This is a genomic window from Kitasatospora sp. NPDC058243, from assembly GCF_042882025.1.
Lineage (GTDB): Bacteria > Actinomycetota > Actinomycetes > Streptomycetales > Streptomycetaceae > Kitasatospora.
In genome coordinates, this window is the sequence record NZ_JBHVWW010000002.1 from 36,408 (window position 1) to 58,141 (window position 21,734).

At 71.6% G+C, this 21,734-nt stretch carries 21 protein-coding genes; 9 read left to right on the forward strand and 12 right to left on the reverse strand.

Going from position 1 to position 21,734, the window contains the following annotated elements:
* Positions 1-98: 98 nt before the first annotated feature.
* The 3 genes from ACFVX9_RS01865 to ACFVX9_RS01875 form a co-directional block, all read right to left on the reverse strand.
* Positions 99-455, reverse strand: a complete 357-nt coding sequence (locus ACFVX9_RS01865) for a hypothetical protein (RefSeq protein WP_063349059.1) — start codon at positions 453-455, stop codon at positions 99-101.
* 213 nt (positions 456-668) lie between these two features.
* The gene (locus ACFVX9_RS01870; RefSeq protein ID WP_063349058.1) at positions 669-1,826 is read right to left on the reverse strand and encodes an adenosine deaminase; all 1,158 of its coding nucleotides are present in this window, start codon (positions 1,824-1,826) and stop codon (positions 669-671) included.
* Between the two features lie 119 nt (positions 1,827-1,945).
* Positions 1,946-2,923: a LysR family transcriptional regulator gene (locus tag ACFVX9_RS01875; RefSeq protein WP_380487026.1), complete on the reverse strand. Its 978-nt coding sequence runs from the start codon at positions 2,921-2,923 to the stop codon at positions 1,946-1,948.
* 92 nt (positions 2,924-3,015) lie between these two features.
* Here ACFVX9_RS01875 and ACFVX9_RS01880 point away from each other — a divergent pair, with 92 nt between their 5' ends.
* Genes ACFVX9_RS01880 through ACFVX9_RS01895 form a run of 4 tightly spaced genes read left to right on the forward strand, consistent with a single transcriptional unit; the run spans position 3,016 to position 5,528 of the window.
* Complete coding sequence (locus ACFVX9_RS01880) at positions 3,016-4,305, forward strand: MFS transporter (protein ID WP_387979940.1); 1,290 nt, start codon at positions 3,016-3,018, stop codon at positions 4,303-4,305.
* A gap of 9 nt (positions 4,306-4,314) precedes the next feature.
* Complete coding sequence (locus tag ACFVX9_RS01885; RefSeq protein ID WP_387979942.1) at positions 4,315-4,668, forward strand: AbrB/MazE/SpoVT family DNA-binding domain-containing protein; 354 nt, start codon at positions 4,315-4,317, stop codon at positions 4,666-4,668.
* The gene (locus ACFVX9_RS01890; RefSeq protein ID WP_387979944.1) at positions 4,655-4,984 is read left to right on the forward strand and encodes a hypothetical protein; all 330 of its coding nucleotides are present in this window, start codon (positions 4,655-4,657) and stop codon (positions 4,982-4,984) included. Before ACFVX9_RS01885 ends, ACFVX9_RS01890 begins: the two co-directional genes overlap by 14 nt.
* Positions 4,974-5,528 carry a Uma2 family endonuclease gene (locus tag ACFVX9_RS01895; protein WP_380487032.1) on the forward strand — a complete coding sequence of 185 codons (555 nt, stop codon included), beginning with the start codon at positions 4,974-4,976 and terminating at the stop codon, positions 5,526-5,528. Before ACFVX9_RS01890 ends, ACFVX9_RS01895 begins: the two co-directional genes overlap by 11 nt.
* Before the next feature lie 194 nt (positions 5,529-5,722).
* On the opposite strand, the gene ACFVX9_RS01900 is transcribed toward ACFVX9_RS01895, so the two are convergent.
* The 8 genes from ACFVX9_RS01900 to ACFVX9_RS01935 all read right to left on the reverse strand — a co-directional run bounded on the left by ACFVX9_RS01900 (position 5,723) and on the right by ACFVX9_RS01935 (position 16,310).
* Positions 5,723-7,000: a thymidine phosphorylase gene (locus ACFVX9_RS01900; RefSeq protein ID WP_387979946.1), complete on the reverse strand. Its 1,278-nt coding sequence runs from the start codon at positions 6,998-7,000 to the stop codon at positions 5,723-5,725.
* Between the two features lie 96 nt (positions 7,001-7,096).
* Entirely contained in the window at positions 7,097-7,501 is a 405-nt protein-coding gene (locus ACFVX9_RS01905) for a cytidine deaminase (RefSeq protein ID WP_063349052.1), read from the reverse strand.
* Positions 7,498-8,763, reverse strand: a complete 1,266-nt coding sequence (locus ACFVX9_RS01910; RefSeq protein ID WP_063349051.1) for an ABC transporter permease — start codon at positions 8,761-8,763, stop codon at positions 7,498-7,500. The genes ACFVX9_RS01905 and ACFVX9_RS01910 overlap by 4 nt, the downstream gene beginning before the upstream one ends.
* On the reverse strand, positions 8,760-9,926 hold the full coding sequence (locus ACFVX9_RS01915) for an ABC transporter permease (protein ID WP_063349050.1): 1,167 nt from the start codon (positions 9,924-9,926) through the stop codon (positions 8,760-8,762). The genes ACFVX9_RS01910 and ACFVX9_RS01915 overlap by 4 nt, the downstream gene beginning before the upstream one ends.
* Positions 9,927-9,931: 5 nt before the next feature.
* Entirely contained in the window at positions 9,932-11,458 is a 1,527-nt protein-coding gene (locus tag ACFVX9_RS01920) for an ABC transporter ATP-binding protein (protein WP_244293653.1), read from the reverse strand.
* A gap of 347 nt (positions 11,459-11,805) precedes the next feature.
* On the reverse strand, positions 11,806-12,867 hold the full coding sequence (locus ACFVX9_RS01925) for a BMP family protein (RefSeq protein ID WP_380370224.1): 1,062 nt from the start codon (positions 12,865-12,867) through the stop codon (positions 11,806-11,808).
* Between the two features lie 416 nt (positions 12,868-13,283).
* Positions 13,284-14,537 carry an amidohydrolase gene (locus ACFVX9_RS01930; protein WP_387979949.1) on the reverse strand — a complete coding sequence of 418 codons (1,254 nt, stop codon included), beginning with the start codon at positions 14,535-14,537 and terminating at the stop codon, positions 13,284-13,286.
* Positions 14,538-14,720: 183 nt separating this feature from the next.
* Positions 14,721-16,310, reverse strand: a complete 1,590-nt coding sequence (locus ACFVX9_RS01935) for a methylmalonyl-CoA mutase (RefSeq protein WP_387979951.1) — start codon at positions 16,308-16,310, stop codon at positions 14,721-14,723.
* A 140-nt stretch (positions 16,311-16,450) separates the two neighbouring features.
* Here ACFVX9_RS01935 and ACFVX9_RS01940 point away from each other — a divergent pair, with 140 nt between their 5' ends.
* The 3 genes from ACFVX9_RS01940 to ACFVX9_RS01950 all read left to right on the forward strand — a co-directional run bounded on the left by ACFVX9_RS01940 (position 16,451) and on the right by ACFVX9_RS01950 (position 19,730).
* A complete protein-coding gene (locus ACFVX9_RS01940; protein ID WP_363369213.1) occupies positions 16,451-17,206 on the forward strand; it encodes an SDR family oxidoreductase in 756 nt (251 codons plus the stop codon).
* 67 nt (positions 17,207-17,273) lie between these two features.
* Positions 17,274-18,929 (forward strand): alpha/beta hydrolase, encoded by a 1,656-nt coding sequence (locus ACFVX9_RS01945; RefSeq protein WP_387979954.1) that lies wholly within the window; start codon positions 17,274-17,276, stop codon positions 18,927-18,929.
* Positions 18,930-19,184: 255 nt separating this feature from the next.
* Complete coding sequence (locus ACFVX9_RS01950) at positions 19,185-19,730, forward strand: 2-oxo-4-hydroxy-4-carboxy-5-ureidoimidazoline decarboxylase (RefSeq protein WP_380487059.1); 546 nt, start codon at positions 19,185-19,187, stop codon at positions 19,728-19,730.
* A 58-nt stretch (positions 19,731-19,788) separates the two neighbouring features.
* Here ACFVX9_RS01950 and ACFVX9_RS01955 read toward each other — a convergent pair whose 3' ends face one another.
* Complete coding sequence (locus ACFVX9_RS01955) at positions 19,789-20,580, reverse strand: hypothetical protein (RefSeq protein WP_387979956.1); 792 nt, start codon at positions 20,578-20,580, stop codon at positions 19,789-19,791.
* Between the two features lie 254 nt (positions 20,581-20,834).
* On the opposite strand from ACFVX9_RS01955, the gene sdhC reads away from it, so the two are divergent.
* A complete protein-coding gene (sdhC, locus tag ACFVX9_RS01960) occupies positions 20,835-21,215 on the forward strand; it encodes a succinate dehydrogenase, cytochrome b556 subunit (protein ID WP_063349043.1) in 381 nt (126 codons plus the stop codon).
* Positions 21,216-21,223: 8 nt separating this feature from the next.
* The gene (locus ACFVX9_RS01965) at positions 21,224-21,715 is read left to right on the forward strand and encodes a succinate dehydrogenase hydrophobic membrane anchor subunit (protein WP_063349042.1); all 492 of its coding nucleotides are present in this window, start codon (positions 21,224-21,226) and stop codon (positions 21,713-21,715) included.
* Positions 21,716-21,734 lie beyond the last annotated feature (19 nt).

Genomic DNA, 21,734 nt, shown 5'->3' on the forward strand with positions numbered 1-21,734 from the left:
TCCCCTTGCCTTGGGGGGGGGGGGGTAGGGAGGTCGGCCCCCCCCCCCGCTCGAGGCCCCGGGGCCCTGCCCCCCCCGCCGTCGTGCCTGCGGCCAGGTCAGCCGGCCAGGCCCGGCAGCGGCAGGGTGTGGGTCAGCCCGCCGATGGGGGTCTTGTCGATGCCGGGGATGGTCGGGATGGCGCCACGCGTGGCGGCACCGGCCTCGGCGGCCGGGGCGGGCGCCGCCTGGCCGGCGGCCGGGGTGAGGGTGCCGAGCGTGCCGGTGACCTTGTCGCCGCCGGGCAGCTTGGCGGCGGTGTCGGTGACCGCGCCGGTCACCGCGGGGTTCGTGACCGCGCCGGTGGGCAGCCCGAGGCCGCCGGGCGCGGGGGCGGCGGCGGCGGTACCGGCGCCCACCGCCGCGATGGCGATGCCGAGCGCCGCGGTGCCGGCGGCCTTGAGAGCCTGCTTCATGGTTCGTCCCTTGGGTCGTCGTCGGTGGCCGACATCGGGACGGGGCGGACGGGCTACCGCCGCCACGGCCTGTCAGCATGGACGGGCACACCGTAGTGAGTGGGCCACGCGAGGACCAAAGGGTGTTCACTCACCCGAGTGAGTAATCGGATGAACGCCAACTCCCTTTCGAGACGTGGGCGTTCACCCGACCATTCGAACGGGCCGGGCCGCTCAGCTGTCGCCGGTGCCCGAGCTGAACAGCCACTCCGCCTTCAGTTCGGCGTACCCCGGCTTGATCACGTCGTTGATCATCGCCAGCCGCTCGTCGAACGGCAGGAACGCGGACTTCATCGCGTTCACCGTGAACCACTCCATGTCCCCCAGCGTGTAGCCGAAGGCCTCCACCAGGTGCCCGAACTCGCGGCTCATGCTGGTGCCGCTCATCAGCCGGTTGTCGGTGTTCACGGTGACCCGGAACTTCAGCCGGCTGAGCAGCCCGATCGGGTGCTCGGCGTACGAAGTGGCCGCCGCGGTCTGGAGGTTGGAGGTCGGGCACATCTCCAGCGGGATGCGCTTGTCGCGCACGTACGCGGCCAGCCGGCCGAGCTCGACGCTGCCGTCCTCGGCCACCGTGATGTCGTCGACGATCCGCACGCCGTGGCCGAGCCGGTCGGCGCCGCAGCACTGCAGGGCCTCCCAGATCGACGGCAGGCCGAAGGCCTCGCCCGCGTGGATGGTGAAGTGGTTGTTCTCGCCCTTGAGGTAGTCGAAGGCGGCCTGGTGGCGGGTGGGCGGGTGGCCCGCCTCGGCGCCGGCGATGTCGAAGCCGACGACGCCCTGGTCCCGGTGGCGGTTGGCCAGTTCGGCGATCTCGGTGGAGCGGGCGGCGTGCCGCATCGCGGTCAGCAGGGTGCCGACCCGGATCCGGTGGCCGGCCGCGCGGGCGTTGGCCTCGCCGAGGCGGAAGCCCTCGTTCACGGCCTGGACGACCTCGTCCAGGGACAGGCCGGCCTCCAGGTGCTGCTCGGGGGCGTAGCGGACCTCGGCGTACACGACGCCGTCGGCGGCCAGGTCCTCGGCGCAGTCGGCGGCGACCTTGATCAGGGCCTCGCGGGTCTGCATCACGGCGCAGGTGTGCGCGAAGGTCTCCAGGTAGCGGACCAGCGAGCCGGAGTCGGCGGCCTCGCGGAACCACTCGCCGAGCTCCTTGGCGTCGGTGGTCGGAAGGCCCTCGTAGCCGACCGCGGCGGCCAGCTCGACGACCGTCTCCGGGCGCAGCCCGCCGTCGAGGTGGTCGTGCAGCAGCACCTTCGGCGCGCGGCGGATCTGGTCGGGGGTGGGGATGCGCGGGCCGGCGCCCGCGGCGGTGACAGGGATCTGCTTCTCCATTGCGGAAATATAGCCCCTACGCGCGTAGACCCACCACTGTTAACACGGCCGGTTCGGCGAAAGTCCACCGGGAATTCCACCGTCCGGGCCATCCCCGGCACATTCGGCCCAGTTGCGGCTCAATCGTGCTGCAGCAACCGGCCCCGCCGGGACAGCACGAAGTCCCGGAACGCCGCCACCGGCGGGGTCAGCGGCCGCCCCGCCGCCCAGGCCAGTCCGATCGCCCGCCGGGTGCGCGGCGCCGTCACCTCCAGCTCCACCACCCCCGGCCGCGGCACCAGCGCCGGCGGCAGCAGCGCCACCCCCAGCCCGGCCGCGACCAGCCCGCGCAGCGTCTCCGCCTCCTCCCCCTCGAAGGCCAGCCGCGGCACGAACCCGGCCTGCGCGCAGAAGCCGTCCGTGATCGCGCGCAGCCCGTACCCCTGCTCCAGCCCGACGAACGGCTCCTCGGCCACCTCCGCCAGCCGGATCCGCCGCCGGCCCGCGAGCCGGTGGTCCGCCGGGACGACCAGGTGCAGCCGCTGCTCGTCCAGCGGGCGGGCCGTGAAAGCCGGATCGTCCGGCAGCGGCGCGACCAGGCAGAGGTCCAACTCCCCCGCCCGCAACCGCTCCAGCATCGCCCCGACGTAGTCCTGCACCAGCTGGAACCGGACCTGCGGATGCCCCGCCCGGAACCCGCGCAGCAACGCCGGCACCGCGTCCGTCCCCATCGTGTGCAGGAAGCCGAACGCCACCCGCCCGGCCGCCGGATCGGCCTCCGCCCGGGCCGCCTCCGCCCCCCGCTCGACCTCCGCCAGCGCCCGCTCCACCGAGGCCAGCAGCAGCCGGCCGGCCCTGGTCAGCCGGACCGTCCGGCCCTGACGGGCCAGCAGGTCCACACCCAGCTCCTCCTCCAGCCGGGCCACCGCCCGCGACAGCGTCGGCTGCGGCACCCCGAGCAGCGCGGCCGCCCGCGTCACGTGCTCCAGCCGGGCCACCGCCGCGAACTGGGCCAGCCGGGGCGCCAGCAGCACCGCCGGCTCGTCCGGCCCCAACTCCGCCACCCGGTACCACGGCTCCGTGCCGTCCGTCACGTCCGCCCGGTCCGCCCCGGCCATCCCGCCACCACCTCGACTCATACGACAACGCATCGATCATCCACCGTTCATGCATTGGACGCATCAACCGCAGCGCGCCTACCGTCGACGACATGCAGCCCGCCGATACCAGGGCATCCGTGACCACCCCGGATGCCCCCGCCCCCGCCACCTCGCACGACGACCGCCACCGCCCCGGCCAGCGTGCCTTCCGCCGCGCCAACCTCGCCCTGTTCGCCGCCGGAGTCGCGACCTTCGTCCTGCTCTACTCCACCCAGGGCCTGCTGCCGATCCTCTCGGCCGACCTCGACCTCACCCCCGGCCAGGCCAGCTGGACGGCCTCCGCCGCCACCCTCGGACTCGCGCTCGCCCTGCTCCCCGCCAGCGCCCTGTCCGACCGGTACGGCCGCACCGCCGTGATGACGGCCTCCACCCTCGCCGCCGCCACCCTCGCCCTCGCCCTGCCGTTCGCGCCCGACCTCACCACCCTCGTCGTGCTGCGCGTCCTCCAGGGCGCCGCGCTCGCCGGGCTGCCCGCCACCGCCATGGCCTACCTCGCCGAGGAGGTCCACCCCAGCGCCCTGGCCTCCGCGATGGGCCTGTACGTGGCCGGCAACAGCATCGGCGGCATGGGCGGCCGACTGCTCTCCGGCTGGACCGCCGCGGCCTTCGGCTGGCGCTGGGGCCTCGCCGCCTCCGCCGCCCTCGCCCTGCTCGCCGCGCTCGCCTTCCGGCTGCTGATCCCCGCCGCCCGGCACTTCACCCCGGCCCCGGTGGATGCCCGCGCCCTGGCCCGCACCGTCGGCCGGCACCTGCGCAACCCGCTGCTGGTGCGGCTGTACGCGCTCGGGCTGCTGTTCATGGCCGTGTTCGGCGCGGTCTACAACACCGTCGGCTACCGGCTGATCTCGGCGCCGTTCCACCTGCCCGAGTCCGTCGCGGCCTCGATCTTCGTCGTCTACCTGGTCGGCACCGGCACCTCCGCCGCGGCCGGCCGACTCGCCGGCCGACTCGGCCGCCGCGGCGCGCTCTACGTCTCCATCGGCGTGACCGCCGCCGGGCTGCTGCTCTCCCTCACCGAGTCCCTGGTCTGCGCCCTGCTCGGCCTGGTCCTGATCACCGCCGGCTTCTTCGCCGGCCACGCCACCGCCTCCTCAGCGGTCGGCCGCACCGCCACCGAGGGCCGCGCCCAGGCCTCCGCGCTCTACCTGATCGCCTACTACCTCGGCAACAGCCTCGGCGGCACCCTGGGCGCCGACGCCTACCACGCCACCGGCTGGCCCGGCGCCGCCACCGTAGGCCTCACCGCCATGACCCTCGCCGCCGCCGTCACCCTCTACGCCACCCACCAGGCCCACACGGCCCGGCAACGGAACCGACCGGGCAGACTTTCTGCCAGGTAGACTTTCCCCATGGCAGACCTCAAGCGCCGTCGTCGCCCCCACCTGGTGTCCACACCCGTGCGGAAGAAGGGCGTGGTCACCATCCCGCAGGAGATAAGGGAGCAACTGGACCTCCAGGAGGGCGACCAACTGGTGGTCGCCGTCGAGGACGGCCGCATCGTGCTGACCCCCGCCTCCGTGATCCCCGACGACCAGGCGTGGTTCTGGGGCGCCGGCTGGCAGGAGAAGGAGCAGGAGGTCGACGAGGCGATCGCCGAGGGCGACCGCGGCGAGGTCTTCCAGGACGGCGACGCCTTCCTGCAGTCCCTCGCCGACGAGGGCGGCCTGGACCTGGAGGAGATCAAGCGCCGTGCCGACGTATGAGTCACTGGCCCACTTCCTCCGTGACTGGAAGGGCCTGACTCCCACACAGAAGGCCGCATTCCTCGTCGCCGTCGCCCAGTTCGTCACCGACCTGCGGGCCGGTCAGGGCTTCCGACGCGGCCTGCGCGTGAGGAAGATGCAGGGCCACCCGGACATCTGGGAGCTGACCTGGGCCCCGGACGGCCGTGCCACCTTCCACTACGGCCTCCCCCTCCAGGGCGAGGAACCGCACATCGTCTGGCGCCGAATCGGCACCCACGACGTCTTCAACCGCCCCCGACGACCACCGCCGATACACTCCGGGCATGAGCGTTGATCCGGCGGCGTACGCCCGATTGCGGGAGATCGCCGATCAGCTTCCCCGGCTGCCGGGGCTGGGGAAGGTCGAGATCGCCGACGGAGCGGTCGTCCTGATGCTGTCGCCGGTCAAACGGCACGAACTCGCGGTACTGCGGATCGCTCAACAGCTCAATGCCCAGCTACCGCAGACCCACCCCGGCTACATCGCCCACGGTGGCGCGGACCTGGAGGACGTCGGCCTCGGTCGGCTTCGGAATCCCGACCTGATGGTGTTCCCCGACGCGGCGCTGGACGACGACGACCCGGCCTTCCTTCCCCACGAGATCCTTCTCGTCGTGGAAATCGTCTCCAAGTCCAACCCCGAGAACGACTACCACAACAAGGTCCGCGACTACGCGGCGATGGGCATCCCGTTGTACCTCCTGGTCGATCCCCGCAAGGGCACCGGCATCGTCCACGACGAGCCCGGCTACACCCGCCGCAAGGACTTCGTCTTCGGCGACAAGATCACCGTCGGCCCCTGGACGCTCGACACCAGCGTCCTGCGGACTTACGCCTGAACCCGCACCCGCAGGACACCGGCCGACCGGGCCCGAGCACACGGAAGGAGCCCGCACCCGGCAAACCGGGTACGGGCTCCTCGCCGGCCCCTCATGCATCGCCACCCCCCTCCGGTTCGATCTCGACCGTGAAGCGGTCAACTCCCATGTGCGGCAGCGTAGGGCACGCTGCCGCACATGGGGTAATCACGCGGTCACGCGATGCGGTCGAGGACGATCGGGTTCGGGGTGAAGGCCGTGCCGGCCGGGGAGACCTCGATGCCGCCCGCCAGTGCCTCGATGGCGTAGTCGTAGCGCTCGGGGGTGTCGGTGTGCAGGGTCAGCAGGGGCTGGCCGGCCACGACGGTGTCGCCGGGCTTGGCGTGCATCTCGACGCCGGCGCCGGCCTGGACCGGGTCCTCCTTGCGAGCGCGGCCGGCGCCGAGGCGCCAGGCGCAGACGCCGACGGCGTAGGCGTCGAGCTCGGTGAGGACGCCGGAGGCGGGCGCCGGGATGACGTGCTGCTCGCGGGCGACCGGGAGGGGGGCGTCGACGTCGCCGCCCTGGGCGGCGATCATGCGGCGCCAGTGGTCCATCGCGGAGCCGTCGCGCAGCGCGTCGGCCGGGTCCTTGCCGTGCACGCCGGCCGCGGCGAGCATCTCGCGGGCGAGGGCGAGGGTGAGCTCGACGACGTCGGCGGGGCCGCCGCCGGCCAGCACCTCGATCGACTCGCGGACCTCCAGCGCGTTGCCGGCGGTGAGGCCGAGCGGGGTGGACATGTCGGTGAGCAGGGCGACGGTGTTCACGCCGGCGTTGGTGCCCAGGCCGACCATGGTGCGGGCGAGTTCGCGGGCGTTGTCGAGGTTCTTCATGAAGGCGCCGGAGCCGACCTTGACGTCCAGGACCAGGGCGCCGGTGCCTTCGGCGATCTTCTTGGACATGATCGAGGAGGCGATCAGCGGGATGGCCTCGACGGTGCCGGTGACGTCGCGCAGCGCGTAGAGCTTCTTGTCGGCGGGCGCGAGGCCGTCGCCGGCGGCGCAGATGACCGCGCCGGTGGAGCGCAGGACGTCGAGCATCTCCTCGTTGGAGAGCAGGGCGCGCCAGCCGGGGATGGACTCCAGCTTGTCGAGGGTGCCGCCGGTGTGGCCGAGGCCGCGGCCGGAGAGCTGCGGGACGGCGGCGCCGCAGGCGGCGACGAGCGGGGCGAGCGGGAGGGTGATCTTGTCGCCGACGCCGCCGGTGGAGTGCTTGTCACTGGTGGGCAGCGGCAGCGAGGAGAAGTCCATCCGGACGCCGGAGCGGATCATGGCGTCGGTCCAGCGGCTGATCTCGTGCGGCTTCATGCCGTTCAGCAGGATCGCCATGGCCAGGGCGGACATCTGCTCGTCGGCGACCTCGCCGCGGGTGTAGGCGTCGATGACCCAGTCGATCTGAGCGTCGCTCAGTTCTCCGCTGTCGCGCTTGGTCCTGATGACGGAGATGGCGTCCATGCGTGCTCCAAGAGGGGTTTCAAAAGCGAAGAGTGTCGCGAGATGACCGGGTTCCGGCCCACTCGCGACACTCTACGCGCGTAACAATTGTCGAAGCTAGAGCCGCTCCGGCCCGAACGCGTCGGGCAGGACCTCACTCATCGGGCGGATCCCCGAGGGCAGCTCGATCAGCAGTTCCGGCCCGCCGTGCTCGTAGAGCAGCTGGCGGCAGCGCCCGCACGGCATCAGCAGTTCGCCCGCGCCGTCGACGCAGGTGAAGGCCGTCAGCCGGCCGCCGCCGGTGGCGTGCAGCGCGGACACCAGCCCGCACTCGGCGCACAGCCCGAGCCCGTACGAGGCGTTCTCGACGTTGCAGCCGGTGACCAGCCGCCCGTCGTCCACCAGCGCGGCCGCGCCGACCGGGAACTTGCTGTAGGGGGCGTACGCGTGGGTCATCGCCTCGCGCGCGGCCGCGCGCAGCCGCTCCCAGTCGATCGCGGCCGACGCCGCAGGCGCCGTCACTTGCCCTGGCCCTTGCGGTAGATCTGGCCGTCCGCCTTCGGCATGCGCAGCCGCTGGGAGGCCAGCGAGAGCACCACCAGGGTGATCACGTACGGCGTGGCGACGATCAGCGGGCGCTGCACCTCGTCGGTGAGCGCGTACCAGGCGCCGAGACCGCCGGCGACCACGAAGGAGATCGCCGCGCCGGTGAACTTGCGCCGGTACAGCTGCCAGAGCGCGAGCAGCGCCATCGCGATGGCGACGGTCAGGATCAGCACGTGCACCGACTCCGGGTCGCGCAGCTGGAGGCTGTCGGTGAAGCCGAACAGGCCGGCGCCCATGGCGAGGCCGCCCGGCATCCAGTTGCCGAAGATCATCGCGGCGAGGCCGATGAAGCCGCGGCCGAGGGTCTGGCCGTCCTTGTAGAAGTGCGCCGCGACCAGCGAGAGGTACGCACCGCCGAGGCCGGCGAAGGCGCCGGAGGCGATGACCGCGAGGTACTTGTACTTGTAGACGTTGACGCCCAGCGACTCGGCGGCGGTCGGGTTCTCACCGCAGGAGCGCAGCCGCAGGCCGAACACCGTGCGCCAGAGCACGAAGTAGCTGACCACGATCATCGCGCCGGCCAGCAGCACGACCACCGAGATGTTGGTGACCAGGCCGCCGACCACGCCGGCCACGTCCGAGACCAGGAACCAGTGGTGCTTCTCGATGTCGGACAGCCACGAGGACAGCCCGGGGACGGTGATGTACGGCAGCGGATCCGCCGGCGGCGACTGGTTCGCACCCGCGCCGACCGCGATGTAGTCCTTGTAGTAGATCCGGTTGACGTACGCGCAGATGCCGGGGATCAGCAGGTTGATGCCGACGCCGGAGACGATGTGGTCGACGCCGAAGGTGACGGTCACGAGCGCGTGCAGCAGACCGCCGAGCGCACCGCCGAGCATGCCGGCCAGCAGGCCGACCCACGGGTTGACCAGGTAGCCGGCCCAGGCACCGCAGAAGGTGCCGGCGACCATCATGCCTTCGAGGCCGATGTTGACCACGCCGGCCCGCTCGGACCACAGACCGCCCAGACCGGCCATGCCGATCGGCACGGCGGCGCTGAGCGCGGCGGTGATCTGGCCGGAGGAGGTCAGCGCGTGGTTGCCGGTGGCCATGCCCACGGCGGAGAACAGGACCAGGGCGCCCGCGATCAGCAGCAGCACCACCGGCCAGGACATCTTGCGCTTCTTGGTGGGCGCGCCCGGCGCCTTGGGACGCGCGGCGGTAGCCGTGCTCATGCGGACACCTCCTTCTTCTCAGTGGCCGCGAGCTGAGCCGCGAGCTGGGCGGCGAGCTGGGCGCCGACCTTCTGCTGCTGGCGCTTCAGGCCGTAGCGGCGCACCAGTTCGTAGGCGACGACGACGCAGATGACGATGGTGCCCTTCATGACGTCGACGATCTCGAAGGGGAAGCCGCCCTGGAGCGGCAGCTGGGAGCCGGTGGTGTCCAGGAAGGCGAACAGCAGGGCCGCGAAGGCCATGCCGATCGGGCTGTTGCGGCCGAGCAGGGCGATCGAGATGCCGAGGAAGCCCAGACCGGGCTGGAAGCTCTGGCCGTAGTAGAACGAGTTCTGCACCAGCTCGGGCATGCCGATCAGACCGGCGATCGCGCCGGAGACCGCCATCGAGATGATCACCATGCGCTTGACGTTCACGCCGGACGCGGTCGCGGCCGACTCCGAGCGGCCGGTGGCGCGCAGGTCGAAGCCGAAGCGGGTGCGGGTCAGCGCGAACTGGAACACCACGCCGACCAGGGCGGCGATGAAGATGAAGCCCCAGAGCGGTCCACCCGCCGTCTCCAGCGTGAAGAAGTGGCTGGACTGCGAGATCGGGTCGGTCTGGATCGAGTTGCTGGTGGCGCTCGTCTTCGGCGCGAAGATGCCGGGGACGAGCAGCAGGCCGACGACCGCGATCGAGATCGAGTTCAGCATGATGGTCGAGATGACCTCGCTGACCCCGCGGTAGACCTTCAGCAGACCGGCGATGCTCGCGTACAGGCCGCCGACCAGCATGGCGGTGACCAGCAGCAGCGGGATCTGGATGATCGCGGGCAGGTCGACCTTGGCACCGACGAAGGCCGCGAACAGCGCCGCGACCTTGTACTGGCCCTCGACGCCGATGTTGAACAGGTTCATCCGGAACCCGAAGGCGGCGGCAGCGGCGGCCAGGTAGTACGTGGTGGACCGGTTGAGGATCCCCACTTGGCCGTCCGACTTGCCGGCGTACGTGAGCATCACGTTCCACGCGTCGAACGGGTTCTTGCCCGAAGTCGCCAGCAGGACGGAGCAGATCACGATGGAGAGCACGACCGCGAGCACCGGCGCCGCCAGTGCGAGCACGATCCGCTCACCGCTGATCCGCTGCGCCAGGCTGCGCTTGGCGGCGGTGTTGGGACTGGTCATGTGGGTTACTCCCCCGCCTGCGGGTCGTCGGCGGTGTCGGTGGGGCCGGCGTCGGATTCGGCCTCGGTGCCCTCCGCGAGGATCTCGTGGAAGTGCTCGACGGCCTCCGCATCGGACTCGAGGTGGCCGCTGGCGGCACCCGTCATGGCGGTGCCGAGGTCCTCGGCGGTGACGGTGGCCGGGTCGGCGTCGGCGACCAGGCGCCCGCGGTAGATGACCCGGATGGTGTCGGACAGGCCGATCAGCTCGTCCAGGTCGGCGGAGATCAGCAGGACGGCCAGGCCGGCCCGCTGGGCGACCCGGATGTGCTCCCAGATCTGCGCCTGCGCGCCGACGTCCACACCACGGGTGGGGTGCGCGGCGATCAGCAGCTTGGGCTGGTGGCTCATCTCGCGGCCGATGATCAGCTTCTGCTGGTTGCCGCCGGAGAGGGAGGCCGCGGTGACCTCGATGCCGGGGGTGCGGACGTCGTAGGCCTCGACGATCCGCCAGGTGTCCTTGCGGGCGGCGCCCGGGTCGAGCAGGACGCCCTTGGAGTTGGGCGCCTCGGTGACGTGACCGAGGATCCGGTTCTCCCAGAGCGGGGCCTCCAGCAGCAGGCCGTGCTTGTGGCGGTCCTCGGGGATGTAGCCGATGCCGGCCTCGCGGCGGGCCCGGGTGAGCGAGCCGGAGAGGTCCTTGCCGTCCAGGGTGACGGTGCCGCCGTCCAGCGGCAGCATGCCCATGATGGCCTCGACCAGTTCGGCCTGGCCGTTGCCCTCGACGCCGGCGATGCCGAGGATCTCGCCCTTGTGGATGCGCAGCGAGATGTCGTCGAGGACGACGCGCTCGATGCCCTCGGCGTCGGTCTTGGCGATCCGCAGGTCCTTGACGTCGAGCATCTCGGTCGTGGTGACGGTCGACTCGCGGCTCTCCGGGGAGGGCAGCTCGGCGCCGACCATCATCTCGGCCAGCTGACGGGCGGTGACGGCCTTCGGGTCGGCGTCGCCGACCGTGGTGCCGCGCCGGATCACGCTGATCGCGTCGGCCACCGCCAGCACCTCGTGCAGCTTGTGCGAGATGAAGATGACGGTGACGCCCTCGGACTTGAGCTCGCGCAGGTTGTCGAACAGCGCGTCGACCTCCTGCGGGACGAGCACGGCCGTCGGCTCGTCGAGGATCAGGATCTTGGCGCCGCGGTAGAGCACCTTGAGGATCTCGACGCGCTGGCGGTCGGCGACGCCGAGGTCCTCGACCAGGGCGTCCGGGCGCACGCCCAGGCCGTACTGGTCGGAGATCTCCTTGATCTTCGCCTTCGCCTTGGCGCCGATGCCGTGGAGCTTCTCGCCGCCGAGGACGACGTTCTCCCACACGGTGAGGTTGTCGGCCAGCATGAAGTGCTGGTGGACCATGCCGATGCCGCGGGAGATGGCGTCGCCCGGAGTGTTGAACTCGCACGGCTCGCCGTTGATCGCGATGGTGCCCTCGTCCGGCTTCTGCATGCCGTAGAGGATCTTCATCAGCGTCGACTTGCCGGCGCCGTTCTCACCCATCAGGGCGTGCACGGTACCGCTGCGGACGGTGAGGTTGATGTCGTGGTTGGCCACGACACCGGGGAAGCGCTTGGTGATGCCGCGCAGTTCGACGGCCGATGTCGCCGTCCCCGCGCTGGGGGTACCGTCCTCGCGCGGGGGGACGGGGTCGGATGCGGTGATGGCGATCTCCTGGTGGTCTGGAGGCGCGTCGTTGCGCTGGGAGGGCCAAGGGGAAGACGGGGGGACGGGACGGGGCCCGGGGGTACGCGTTGAGCGCACCCTGCCGGGCCCCTCCCGTGATGCTTTGCCGTTCATGGCGCTGCCGGGCAGGCGGCAGTCGCCGGTGCGTCCGGGACGCGCGGGCCTTACTGGGCCGGCGCGGTCGGGACGGTGGTGGCGCCGGAGGTGATCGCCGTGGTGGCGCCCTTCAGCTTGTCCTGGATGTCGTCGAGCTTGCCGCCGGTGGTGGCGAGCGAGACGCCCTCGGCCTTCAGGTCGAAGAGCTTGATGCCGGTGAACGGCTGGCCCTTCTTGATCGACTCGATGTAGGAGAAGACGGCGTTGTCGACGTTCTTCACCATCGAGGTCAGGATGCTGTTCTTGTACTTCGCCAGGGCCGGCTGGGCGGCCTGGTCGGAGTCGACGCCGATGGCCAGGGCACCCGGCTTGTTGGCGACGGCCTCGATGGCGCCGTTGCCGGAGGAGCCGGCGGCGGCGTAGATGACGTCCGCGCCCTTGTCGAGCTGGCCCTGCGCGGCCTCCTTGCCCTTGTCGGGCGAGTTGAAGCCGGTGAAGTCCGGAGGCGTGGTCAGGTAGGTGGTCTCGACCTGGATGTTCGGGTCGACGGACTTCACACCCGCCTTGTAACCGGCCTCGAACTTCTTGATGAGCTCGGTCTGCACACCGCCGATGAAGCCGACGTGCTTGGACTTCGACTTGTTCGCGGCGGCGACGCCGGCGAGGTACGAACCCTCCTGCTCGGCGAAGACCAGCGACGTGACGTTGGACGGCTGGTCCTTGTCGTTCGAGTCGATGATCGCGAACTTGACGTTCGGGTTGTCCTTGGCGACCTTGTCGACCGCCTGCTGGTAGACGAAGCCGACCGCGATGATCGTCTTGTAACCGCCGTCGATCAGGTTCTTGAGGCGGGTCTCCTTGTCGGCCTCGGCCTCACCGGTCTTGGCGTCGGCCTCGGTGACCGCGACGCCGAGCTCGGCCTTGGCCTTGTCGAGACCGCGGGCGGCGGAGTCGTTGAACGACTGGTCGCCACGGCCGCCGATGTCGTAGGCCATACCGACCTTGATCGAGCCGTCGCCCGAACCGGAGGAGGTGTTGCTGTCAGTGCTCTTTGCGCCGCAAGCGGCGAGCGAGGCCATGCCCAGGGAACCCGAGAGCACAACCGCAGCGAGCTTCATTGAACGGCGCAAGGGAGTATCTCCTTCTCACACGCACCTGATTAGCGTGGTCGGACGCCACCGTAACGCGCGTAGAACACGGTTGGGTTACGGGCTGCCGGACCATTCGGGTTGTTATCAAACCGTGGTCTCACGGTCTTCCCAAGGCCCTATTCCCGTGCGCGGACGGTGATCCAAAGCTGGTTTTGCGGCCCAGTCTACGGAACCGTTCGATAACCCCGGATGGCGGTAAACCGGCCGGTCACCGCGATGAGGTGCCGGCCGGTCGCCCGAGGGTCGCCCGAGAGGGCGTTCACGCAGTGCCCGAGGAGATGTCCGAGGACGGTGTGCGCCGCTCAATCCCGCGGCTCAGTACTGCTGTTCGGTTTCGGCGGCTCGGTCCTGCCGCTCAGCTCTGCCGTTCGGTTTCCGCAGCTCAGTCCCGCGGCTCAGTGCTGTGGCTCGTCCAGGGCGAGCGCCGCGAACAGCTCCACGCCGATCCCGATCGCGCGCTCGTCGGCGTCGAAGCGGCCCTGGTGCAGGTCGCGGACGGTGGTGTCACCGGGGGCGCGGACGCCCAGCCGGGCCAGCGCGCCCGGGGCGTGCTCCAGGTACCAGGAGAAGTCCTCGCCGCCCAGGCTCTGCTCGGTGCTCTCCACCACCTGCGCACCCTCCCGGCCGAACCGGTCGGTCATCGCCGCGTCCAGCAGGGCGACCGAGACCGCCTCGTTGACCACCGGCGGCACCCCCCGGTGGTAGTCCAGCGTCCACTTCGCCCGGTAGGTCTCGGCGAGCTTGGCGATCAGCTCGTGCAGCAGGTCGGGCGCCTCGCGCCAGCCGTCCAGCTCCAGGCAGCGGACGGTGCCCTCCAGTTCGGCGTGCTGCGGGATGACGTTGGGCGCGGAGCCGGAGGCGATCCGGCCCCAGACCAGGCTGACGCCCCAGCGCGGGTCCATCCGGCGGGCCAGCGCGCCCGGCAGGTCGGCGGCCATCCGGGCGATCGCGGTCACCAGATCGGTGGTCAGGTGCGGGCGGGCGGTGTGCCCGCCGGGGCCGTCCAGGTGCAGCACCAGGCGGTCGCAGGCCGAGGTGATCGCCCCGGTGCGCAGGGCGATCCGGCCCACCTCCACCTTGGGGTCGCAGTGCACCGCGAAGATCCGGCCGACGCCGTCCATCCCCCCGGCCTTGATCACGTCCAGCGCACCGCCCGGCAGGACCTCCTCGGCCGGCTGGAACACCAGCCGGACGGGGCGGCGCAGTTCGCCGGTGCGGACGGCCTCGGCCAGCACCAGGGCGGTGCCGAGCACCACCGCGGTGTGCACGTCGTGGCCGCAGGCGTGGGCCCGGCCGGGGACGGTCGAGCGGTACGGCACGTCGGTCTTGGCGTCGTCGATCGGCAGCGCGTCGATGTCGGCACGGAAGGCCAGGAACTCGGTGCCGGGGGCGGTGCCGGCCGGGACGATGTCGACGATCAGACCGGTGCCGCCGGGCAGCACCCGGGGGCTCAGGCCGGCCGCCACCAGCCGGTCGCGGAGCAGGCCGGTGGTGCGGAACTCCTGGCGGCCGAGCTCCGGGTGCCGGTGCAGGTCACGGCGGAAGGCGATCAGCTCGGACTCCAGCCCCCGGACCCGGGCGCGCAGTTCGGCGGCGGGGCGTGCGGTGGCCAGAGTGGCGCCCGGCTGAGCGGGCTCAGGACGGTTCATCTCAACAAGGGTAGGCCTGTTGGGGGGATTTGGCCCGACTTCTGGAAAACTAGTCCCCGGATGGGCGCATACCGGCCGAACAGGTGGGTATGACATCTCGTTTCAGCCGCCTTCCCCGATTGCTTGCCCTGTGCAACGATCGCCCGGAGCGGCGGTCACGGCCGACCCCTTCTTGACGAGGCGTCAGAAACTCTCCACCGGGGCGTACACGCCCCACACCTCCCGCAGCGCGTCGCAGACCTCGCCGACGGTGGCCCGCGCCGCCAGCGCCTCCTTCATCGGGTACAGCACGTTCCCCGCCCCCTCCGCGGTGCGGCGCAGCCCGTCCAGCGCCCGGGCGACGGCCACGCGGTCCCGCCCGGCCCGCAGCCGGGCCAGCCGCTCGGCCTGCTGCCGCTCGACCGCCGGATCCACCCGCAGCGGCCGGTACGGCTCCTCGGCGTCCAGCCGGAAGCGGTTGACGCCGACCACCGTCCGCTCCCCGGAGTCGGTCTCCTGCTGGAGCCGGTAGGCGGTGCGCTCGATCGCGGCCTTCTGGAAGCCCTGCTCGATCGCGGCCACCGCGCCGCCCAGCTCCTCGACCCGGGCCATCAGCGCCAGCGCGGCGGCCTCCACCTCGTCGGTCAGCGACTCGACCGCGTACGAGCCGGCGAACGGGTCGACGGTGGCGGTCACGTCGGTCTCGTGGGCGAGCACCTGCTGGGTGCGCAGGGCGAGCCGGGCGGCCTTCTCGGTGGGCAGCGCGATCGCCTCGTCGAAGCCGTTGGTGTGCAGCGACTGGGTGCCGCCGAACACCGCGGCGAGCGCCTGCACCGAGACCCTGACCAGGTTCAGCTCGGGCTGCTGGGCGGTGAGCTGCACCCCGGCGGTCTGGGTGTGGAAGCGCAGCATCCACGAGCGCGGGTCCCTCGCGCCGAACTCCTCCCGCATCACCCTGGCCCAGATCCGGCGGGCGGCACGGAACTTGGCCACCTCCTCCAGCAGCGTGACCCGGGCCACGAAGAAGAACGAGAGCCGGGGGGCGAAGTCGTCCACCGCCATCCCGGCCGCGATCGCGGTACGGACGTAGGCGATGCCGTTGGCCAGCGTGAAGGCGATCTCCTGCGCCGGATCCGCCCCGGCCTCGGCCATGTGGTAGCCGGAGACGGAGATGGTGTTCCAGCGCGGGATCTCCGCCCGGCAGTACCGGAAGACGTCCGCGACCAGCCGCAGCGAGGGCTGCGGCGGGAAGATGTACGTGCCCCGGGCGATGTACTCCTTCAGCACGTCGTTCTGGACCGTGCCGGTCAACCGGGCCGGCGCCACCCCCTGGGCCTCGCCGACCAGTTGGTAGAGCAGCAGGAGCAGCGCGGCGGGCGCGTTGATGGTCATCGAGGTGGACACCCCGCCCAGCGGGATGCCGTCGAACAGCACGGCCAGGTCCTCGACGCTGTCGACGGCCACGCCCACCTTGCCCACCTCCCCGGCGGCGAGCGGCGCGTCCGAGTCGTAGCCCATCTGGGTGGGCAGGTCGAAGGCCACCGACAGGCCGGTGCCGCCGCCCGCGATCAGCTGCCGGTAGCGGGCGTTGGACTCGGCGGCGGTGCCGAAGCCCGCGTACTGGCGCATCGTCCACGGCCGGCCGGCGTACATCGTCGGGTAGACGCCCCGGGTGTACGGGTACTCCCCCGGCCGGCCGAGCCTGCTCGCCGGATCCCAGTCGACCAGCGCCTCCGGGCCGTACAGCGGCTCGATCGGGAAGCCTGACTCGGCGCGGCGCGGCTCGGCTGCCATGAGGTCCCTCCACGGGATCGGCGGGGGCATCGGTCGGTCCTCGCAATGTAGGACAGGACCTGGAGCGGGACCGGGCGGCGCGGGCGCGGACACGGTTGAGATGATCGGGTGAACGACCGGATGAGCCCCAGGGAGTGGCAATGACCGAGCAGAAGGTGGCCGTGGTCACCGGTGCCAGCAGTGGAATCGGCGCGGCGACCGCCCGCCGGCTGGCGGCCGAGGGCTTCGACGTGGTGCTGACCGCCCGGCGGACCGAGCGGATCGAGGCGCTGGCCAAGGAGATCGGCGACGGGGGCGGTTCGGCCAGGGCGGTCACGCTCGACGTCACCGACCGGGCCGCCGTGGACGCCTTCGCGGCCGAGGTCGGCCGGGTCGACGTGCTGGTGAACAACGCCGGCGGGGCGATCGGCGCCGAGACGGTCGAGCACGGCGACCCGGCCGACTGGCTGGCCATGTACGAGGTGAACGTGCTCGGAGTGCTGCACGTGACGCAGGCACTGCTGCCGGCCCTGCGGGCCACCGGCGACGGCACCGTGCTGGTGCTCTCCTCGACCGCCGCGCTGGCCGCGTACGAGGGCGGCGGCGGGTACGTCGCGGCCAAGCACGCCGCGCACACCATCGCGGCGACGCTGCGCCTGGAGCTGTGCGGGGAGCCGATCCGGGTGATCGAGATCGCCCCCGGCATGGTGAAGTCCGAGGGCTTCGCCGTCACCCGCTTCCGCGGCGACGAGGAGAAGGCCGCGGCCGTGTACGCCGGCGTGGCCGAGCCGCTGACCTCGGAGGACATCGCCGACACCGTGGCCTGGGCGGTCACCCGCCCCCCGCACGTCAACATCGACCTCCTGGTCGTCCGCCCCCGCGCCCAGGCCGCCAACCACAAGGTCCACCGCGCCTGACCCGCCCCCGGCGGGCAGCCCGGGGGCCATGATCAAACGTGTCACCCGCCAGTGGTACACACGTGCGATGAGAACCTTCCGGGCCGCCCGCCCACGGGTCCTGCTGACCGCCCTGGCGGCAGGCACCCTGCTCCTCACCTCCGCGTGCAACGACACCGCCAAGCCGTCCCAGGACCAGGCCGCCGGCACCTCCGCGCCCGGCACCACGAGCCCCACGGCCACCCCGCCGCCGACCCCGACGCCCAAGCCCACCGGCGAGGCCGACCCGGCCCTCCAGCCCTTCTACGGCCAGCAGATCGCCTGGGCCGACTGCCCGGCCGACCCCACGGCCGAGAAGCTCAAGATCGACATATCCGGGATGCAGTGCGGCAAGCTGCACGTCCCGCTCGACTACGCCAACCCCGGCACCGACGCGATCGACCTCGCCCTGGTCAAGTACCCGGCCGCCAAGCCGGACCAGCGGATCGGCTCGCTGATGGTCAACCCGGGCGGCCCGGGCGAGTCCGGCGTCGGGATGGTCAAGTACGGCGCCAAGGACTTCACCGGCGCCATGCACAACCGCTTCGACGTCATCGGCTTCGACCCGCGCGGCACCGGGGACAGCTCACCGGTCGTCTGCTACGACGACAAGCAGCGCGACGCCGCCGACCAGCAGGACGCCCCGCTCGACCTGGAGACCCGCAAGGCCGAGCACGTCAAGCAGGCCACCGAGCACGCCGCCGCCTGCCAGGCCAAGTCCGGCAGGCTGCTGCCGTTCGTCGGCACCCGCAACACCGCTCGCGACCTGGACGTGCTGCGCGCCGTCAGCGGCGACAAGAAGCTCAACTACCTCGGCATCTCCTACGGCACCTACCTCGGCTCGCTGTACGCCGAGGAGTTCCCGAAGAACACCGGCCGGCTCGTCCTGGACGGCGCCGTCGACCCCTCCCAGGACACCATGGACCACGGCGTCGACCAGCAGGTCGGCTTCGAGAAGTCCTTCGAGCGCTTCGCCACCGACTGCGTGGAGAACCACGCCGACGAGTGCCCGCTCGGCAAGGACCCGGCCAAGGCCGCCAAGAAGGCCGCCGACTTCCTGGACGGGCTCTACGACCACCCGCTGACCGTCAAGGACGGCCGCAAGCTCGGCCGCGACCAGGCCTGGACCGGCGCCATCTCGGTGCTCTACGGCGACGAGAAGACCTCCTGGAAGTACCTGCGCGCTGCCCTGGGCTGGGCGATGGTGCGCGGCAAGGGCGACTACCTGATGGACTCCGCCGACGGCTACAACGGCCGCGACGAGAACGGCCACTACAGCCCGATGCAGGAGTCCAACGGCGCGATCGGCTGCGCCGACGCGGCCCGCCCGGCACCGACTCCGGAGCACGCCAAGCAGGCGGTGGACCGGCTGACCGCCGAGGCGCCGCTGCTGTCCAAGGGCACCACCGTGGACGACTACAGCGAGGCCGGCTGCGCCTACTGGCCGTTCAAGACCACGGAGAAGCCGCACACCATCCGGGCGGAGGGCGCCGCCCCGATCCTGGTGGTCGGCTCCACCGGCGACCCGGCCACCCCGTACGCCTCGGCCGAGGCGCTGGCCAAGGGCTTCGCCAGTGCCACCCTGCTCACCCGGGTCGGCGAGGGGCACGGGGCCTTCGGCAAGGGCAACGTCTGCATCGACCGGGCCCTGGAGGCCTACCTGACCGAGGGCACGATGCCGGCCGACGGGACCCGCTGCTCCTGAGGCGGGGGTGCCGGATCAGCGGATGCCGGATTAACAGATGAATGTGGGGAGGGCGCTGACACAAAGATGTCAACGTCACAACTTGATAGCTCGTCCGGATGAATTCCGCGCGCGCCCTCCCCAACTGATGACGGCTCAACTACCTTTGAGGAGCTGCCCGACCGGCGCCGTGACGCCGCCCGCAGCCCCCATACTTCAGCTGCTCCACCCCACCCCACTTCACCGGCACCTTCCCGCCCTCACGAGGAGGACCCGCTGGCCAGCGACATCCCGCCACAGCGGCTCGATCCAAGCTCCGAGCCGACCCTCCTCGGGCTGCACCGCTTCAACGAAGCCGATGCCGGCGCCGCCGAGGAGGCCCTCCTGGCCTGCTGCGGCAGCCACCGCTGGGCCCTGCGGCTCACCGCGCACCGGCCCTACCCCGACATAGAGTCCCTGCTGGCCGCCGCCAGCGAGGCCTCCTACGACCTCCGCCCGGCCGACCTGGCCGAGGCGCTCGCCGACGAGAGCTGGATGCCGCAACCGCTGCTCGGCATGCGGGCACCGGGCAGCCAGGCCGCGCACACCGCGCTGCGGGCCGCCCACGCCGCGTACGAGGCCAGGTTCGGCCACGTCTTCGTGGTCTGCCTGGAGGGCGTGGCCCCGGAGGAGATGCTCGACACCGTGCTCTCCTCGATCCGCACCCGGCTGGCCAACGACCCGGACGAGGAGCGGCTGGTCGCGGCGGACGAGCTCCGCCGGATCGCCCTCACCCGACTGGAGCACCTGGTCGCCACCCATTCGGAGGCCGGGGCGCGCTGAGCCGCCGCCTGCTCCTCCATCCCGCCCACTCCCTCCCCGCCCGCTACTTCTCCGCCCGCTACTTCTTCTTCGCCTGGGCGGCCCGCAGCTTGGCCACCTGCTGCCGGACGATCACCTCGTCCGGCGCGGCGGCCGGCTCGGCGGCGACCCCGAAGGTGGTGAACACCGCGAGCGCCGGCCCGATCCGGGCCAGCACCGCACGCTGCGAGAGCACCGCGCTCCCCGATTCATTCGTCAGGGTGAATCCGAGCGCGGTGTCCGCTCCCCCGGGGGTGGGCGTGTCCTCACGGTTCAGCCGGTGCCTGGTCCGGATCGGCGCCTTCTTCCCCGGCTTCTCGGCCGGCGGCGCCGGGGCCGTCGAGGTGAACACGGCACACGGGCCGAACAGCTTCTCCAGCTCCGTCTGGAGCGCGGCCGCCCGCCCCGTCCGGTAGCCGAGCAGGCCGCCGTACACGCCGCCCCTGGGGTCGGCGGTCCGGGCCACGCTCAGGTCGGTCTCCGCGTACGGGTAGCCCGGGGCCGGCGGGGCCGAGGCGGTGCCGGCGCCGGTCGGGGCGGCCGAGGCGGCCGGGGTCACCGCGTCCAGCAGCGGCTGGCAGGCCGGGACGTCCGCGACCTCCCGCCCCGCGCCCGCCCCGGTGTCGCCGTGGCCGGGCGTCATCACCGTCACCGTGTAGCCCGCCCCGAGGTCGGCACCGGCCACCGCGGCCGCCCGCAGCTCGGCCGCGGACAGCTCGCGGCCGGGCCCGGCCCGGTCCGCGGAGGAGCCGCCGACCGTGGTGCAGCCCGTGGCGAGCAGCAGCAGGGCCGCGAGGGCGGCGGCGGACGGTCGGACGGGGCGAAGCGGCACGGGGGCCTCGGCAGGGTGTCGGCGGCGGAGCGGGCCGCCACCGTAACGCAGTCGAGCCGTCACCCAGAGCGACCAAAGCGCCGCCGGTTCCCGTCCGGCTAGGCCAGTCGTGCCTGATTGATCACACCTGAGACCCCCGGAGGCGGTTCCCGACGCAGCGTCGATAGGATGCTGGCGGCCGGTGGACCGTACCTGGCCGGGCTGACCGACACCGAAGCCGGCCGAGCCCCCAATCGCTTCCGGAGGGTTTTTCCGTGCCGGCTGGAACGCTGTACCGCGGCCGGGAAGGCATGTGGAGCTGGGTGGCTCATCGAGTCACCGGCGTCCTCATCTTTTTCTTCCTGTTCGCCCATGTCCTGGACACCGCTCTGGTGCGAGTGTCGCCCGAGGCGTACGACACCGTCATTCAGACGTACAAGACTCCTCTCGTGAACCTGATGGAGTACGGCCTGGTGGCCGCCATCCTGTTCCACGCCCTCAACGGCCTGCGGGTCGTCGCCGTGGACTTCTGGTCCAAGGGCCCGAAGTACCAGAAGCAGATGCTCTGGACCGTCGTGGCGGTCTGGGTCGTGCTGATGGCCGGCTCCTTCTACGGGATCCTGCAGCACACGCTGATCTCCTGGTTCGGGAAGTGAGCTGACACATGTCCACGGAATACTCCGACGCGCTGGTCGTCCCCTCCGCGCACGCGCACACCGGCAAGGGCCTCGGCACCGGCAACCCGGCGGACGCGTTCGTCATCGAGCCGCCGCGCAAGCGGACCCCGAAGACCCCGCGCCGCACCCGCACCAACTTCGAGATGCTGGCCTGGCTCTTCATGCGCCTGTCCGGCATCGTCCTCGTGGTCCTGATCCTCGGGCACCTGCTGATCATGCTGGTGCTCGACGGCGGCGTCTCCAAGATCGGCTTCGCCTTCGTGGCCGGCCGCTGGGCCTCGCCGTTCTGGCAGGTCTGGGACCTCACGATGCTCTGGCTCGCCATGCTCCACGGCGCCAACGGCATGCGGCAGGTCATCAACGACTACGCCGAGAAGGACTCGACCCGGCTCTGGCTGAAGGGGCTCATGGGTACCGCCACGGTCTTCACCGTGCTGCTCGGCACCCTGGTGATCTTCACCTTCGACCCCAACATCTGACGACAAAGCATCTAATCGG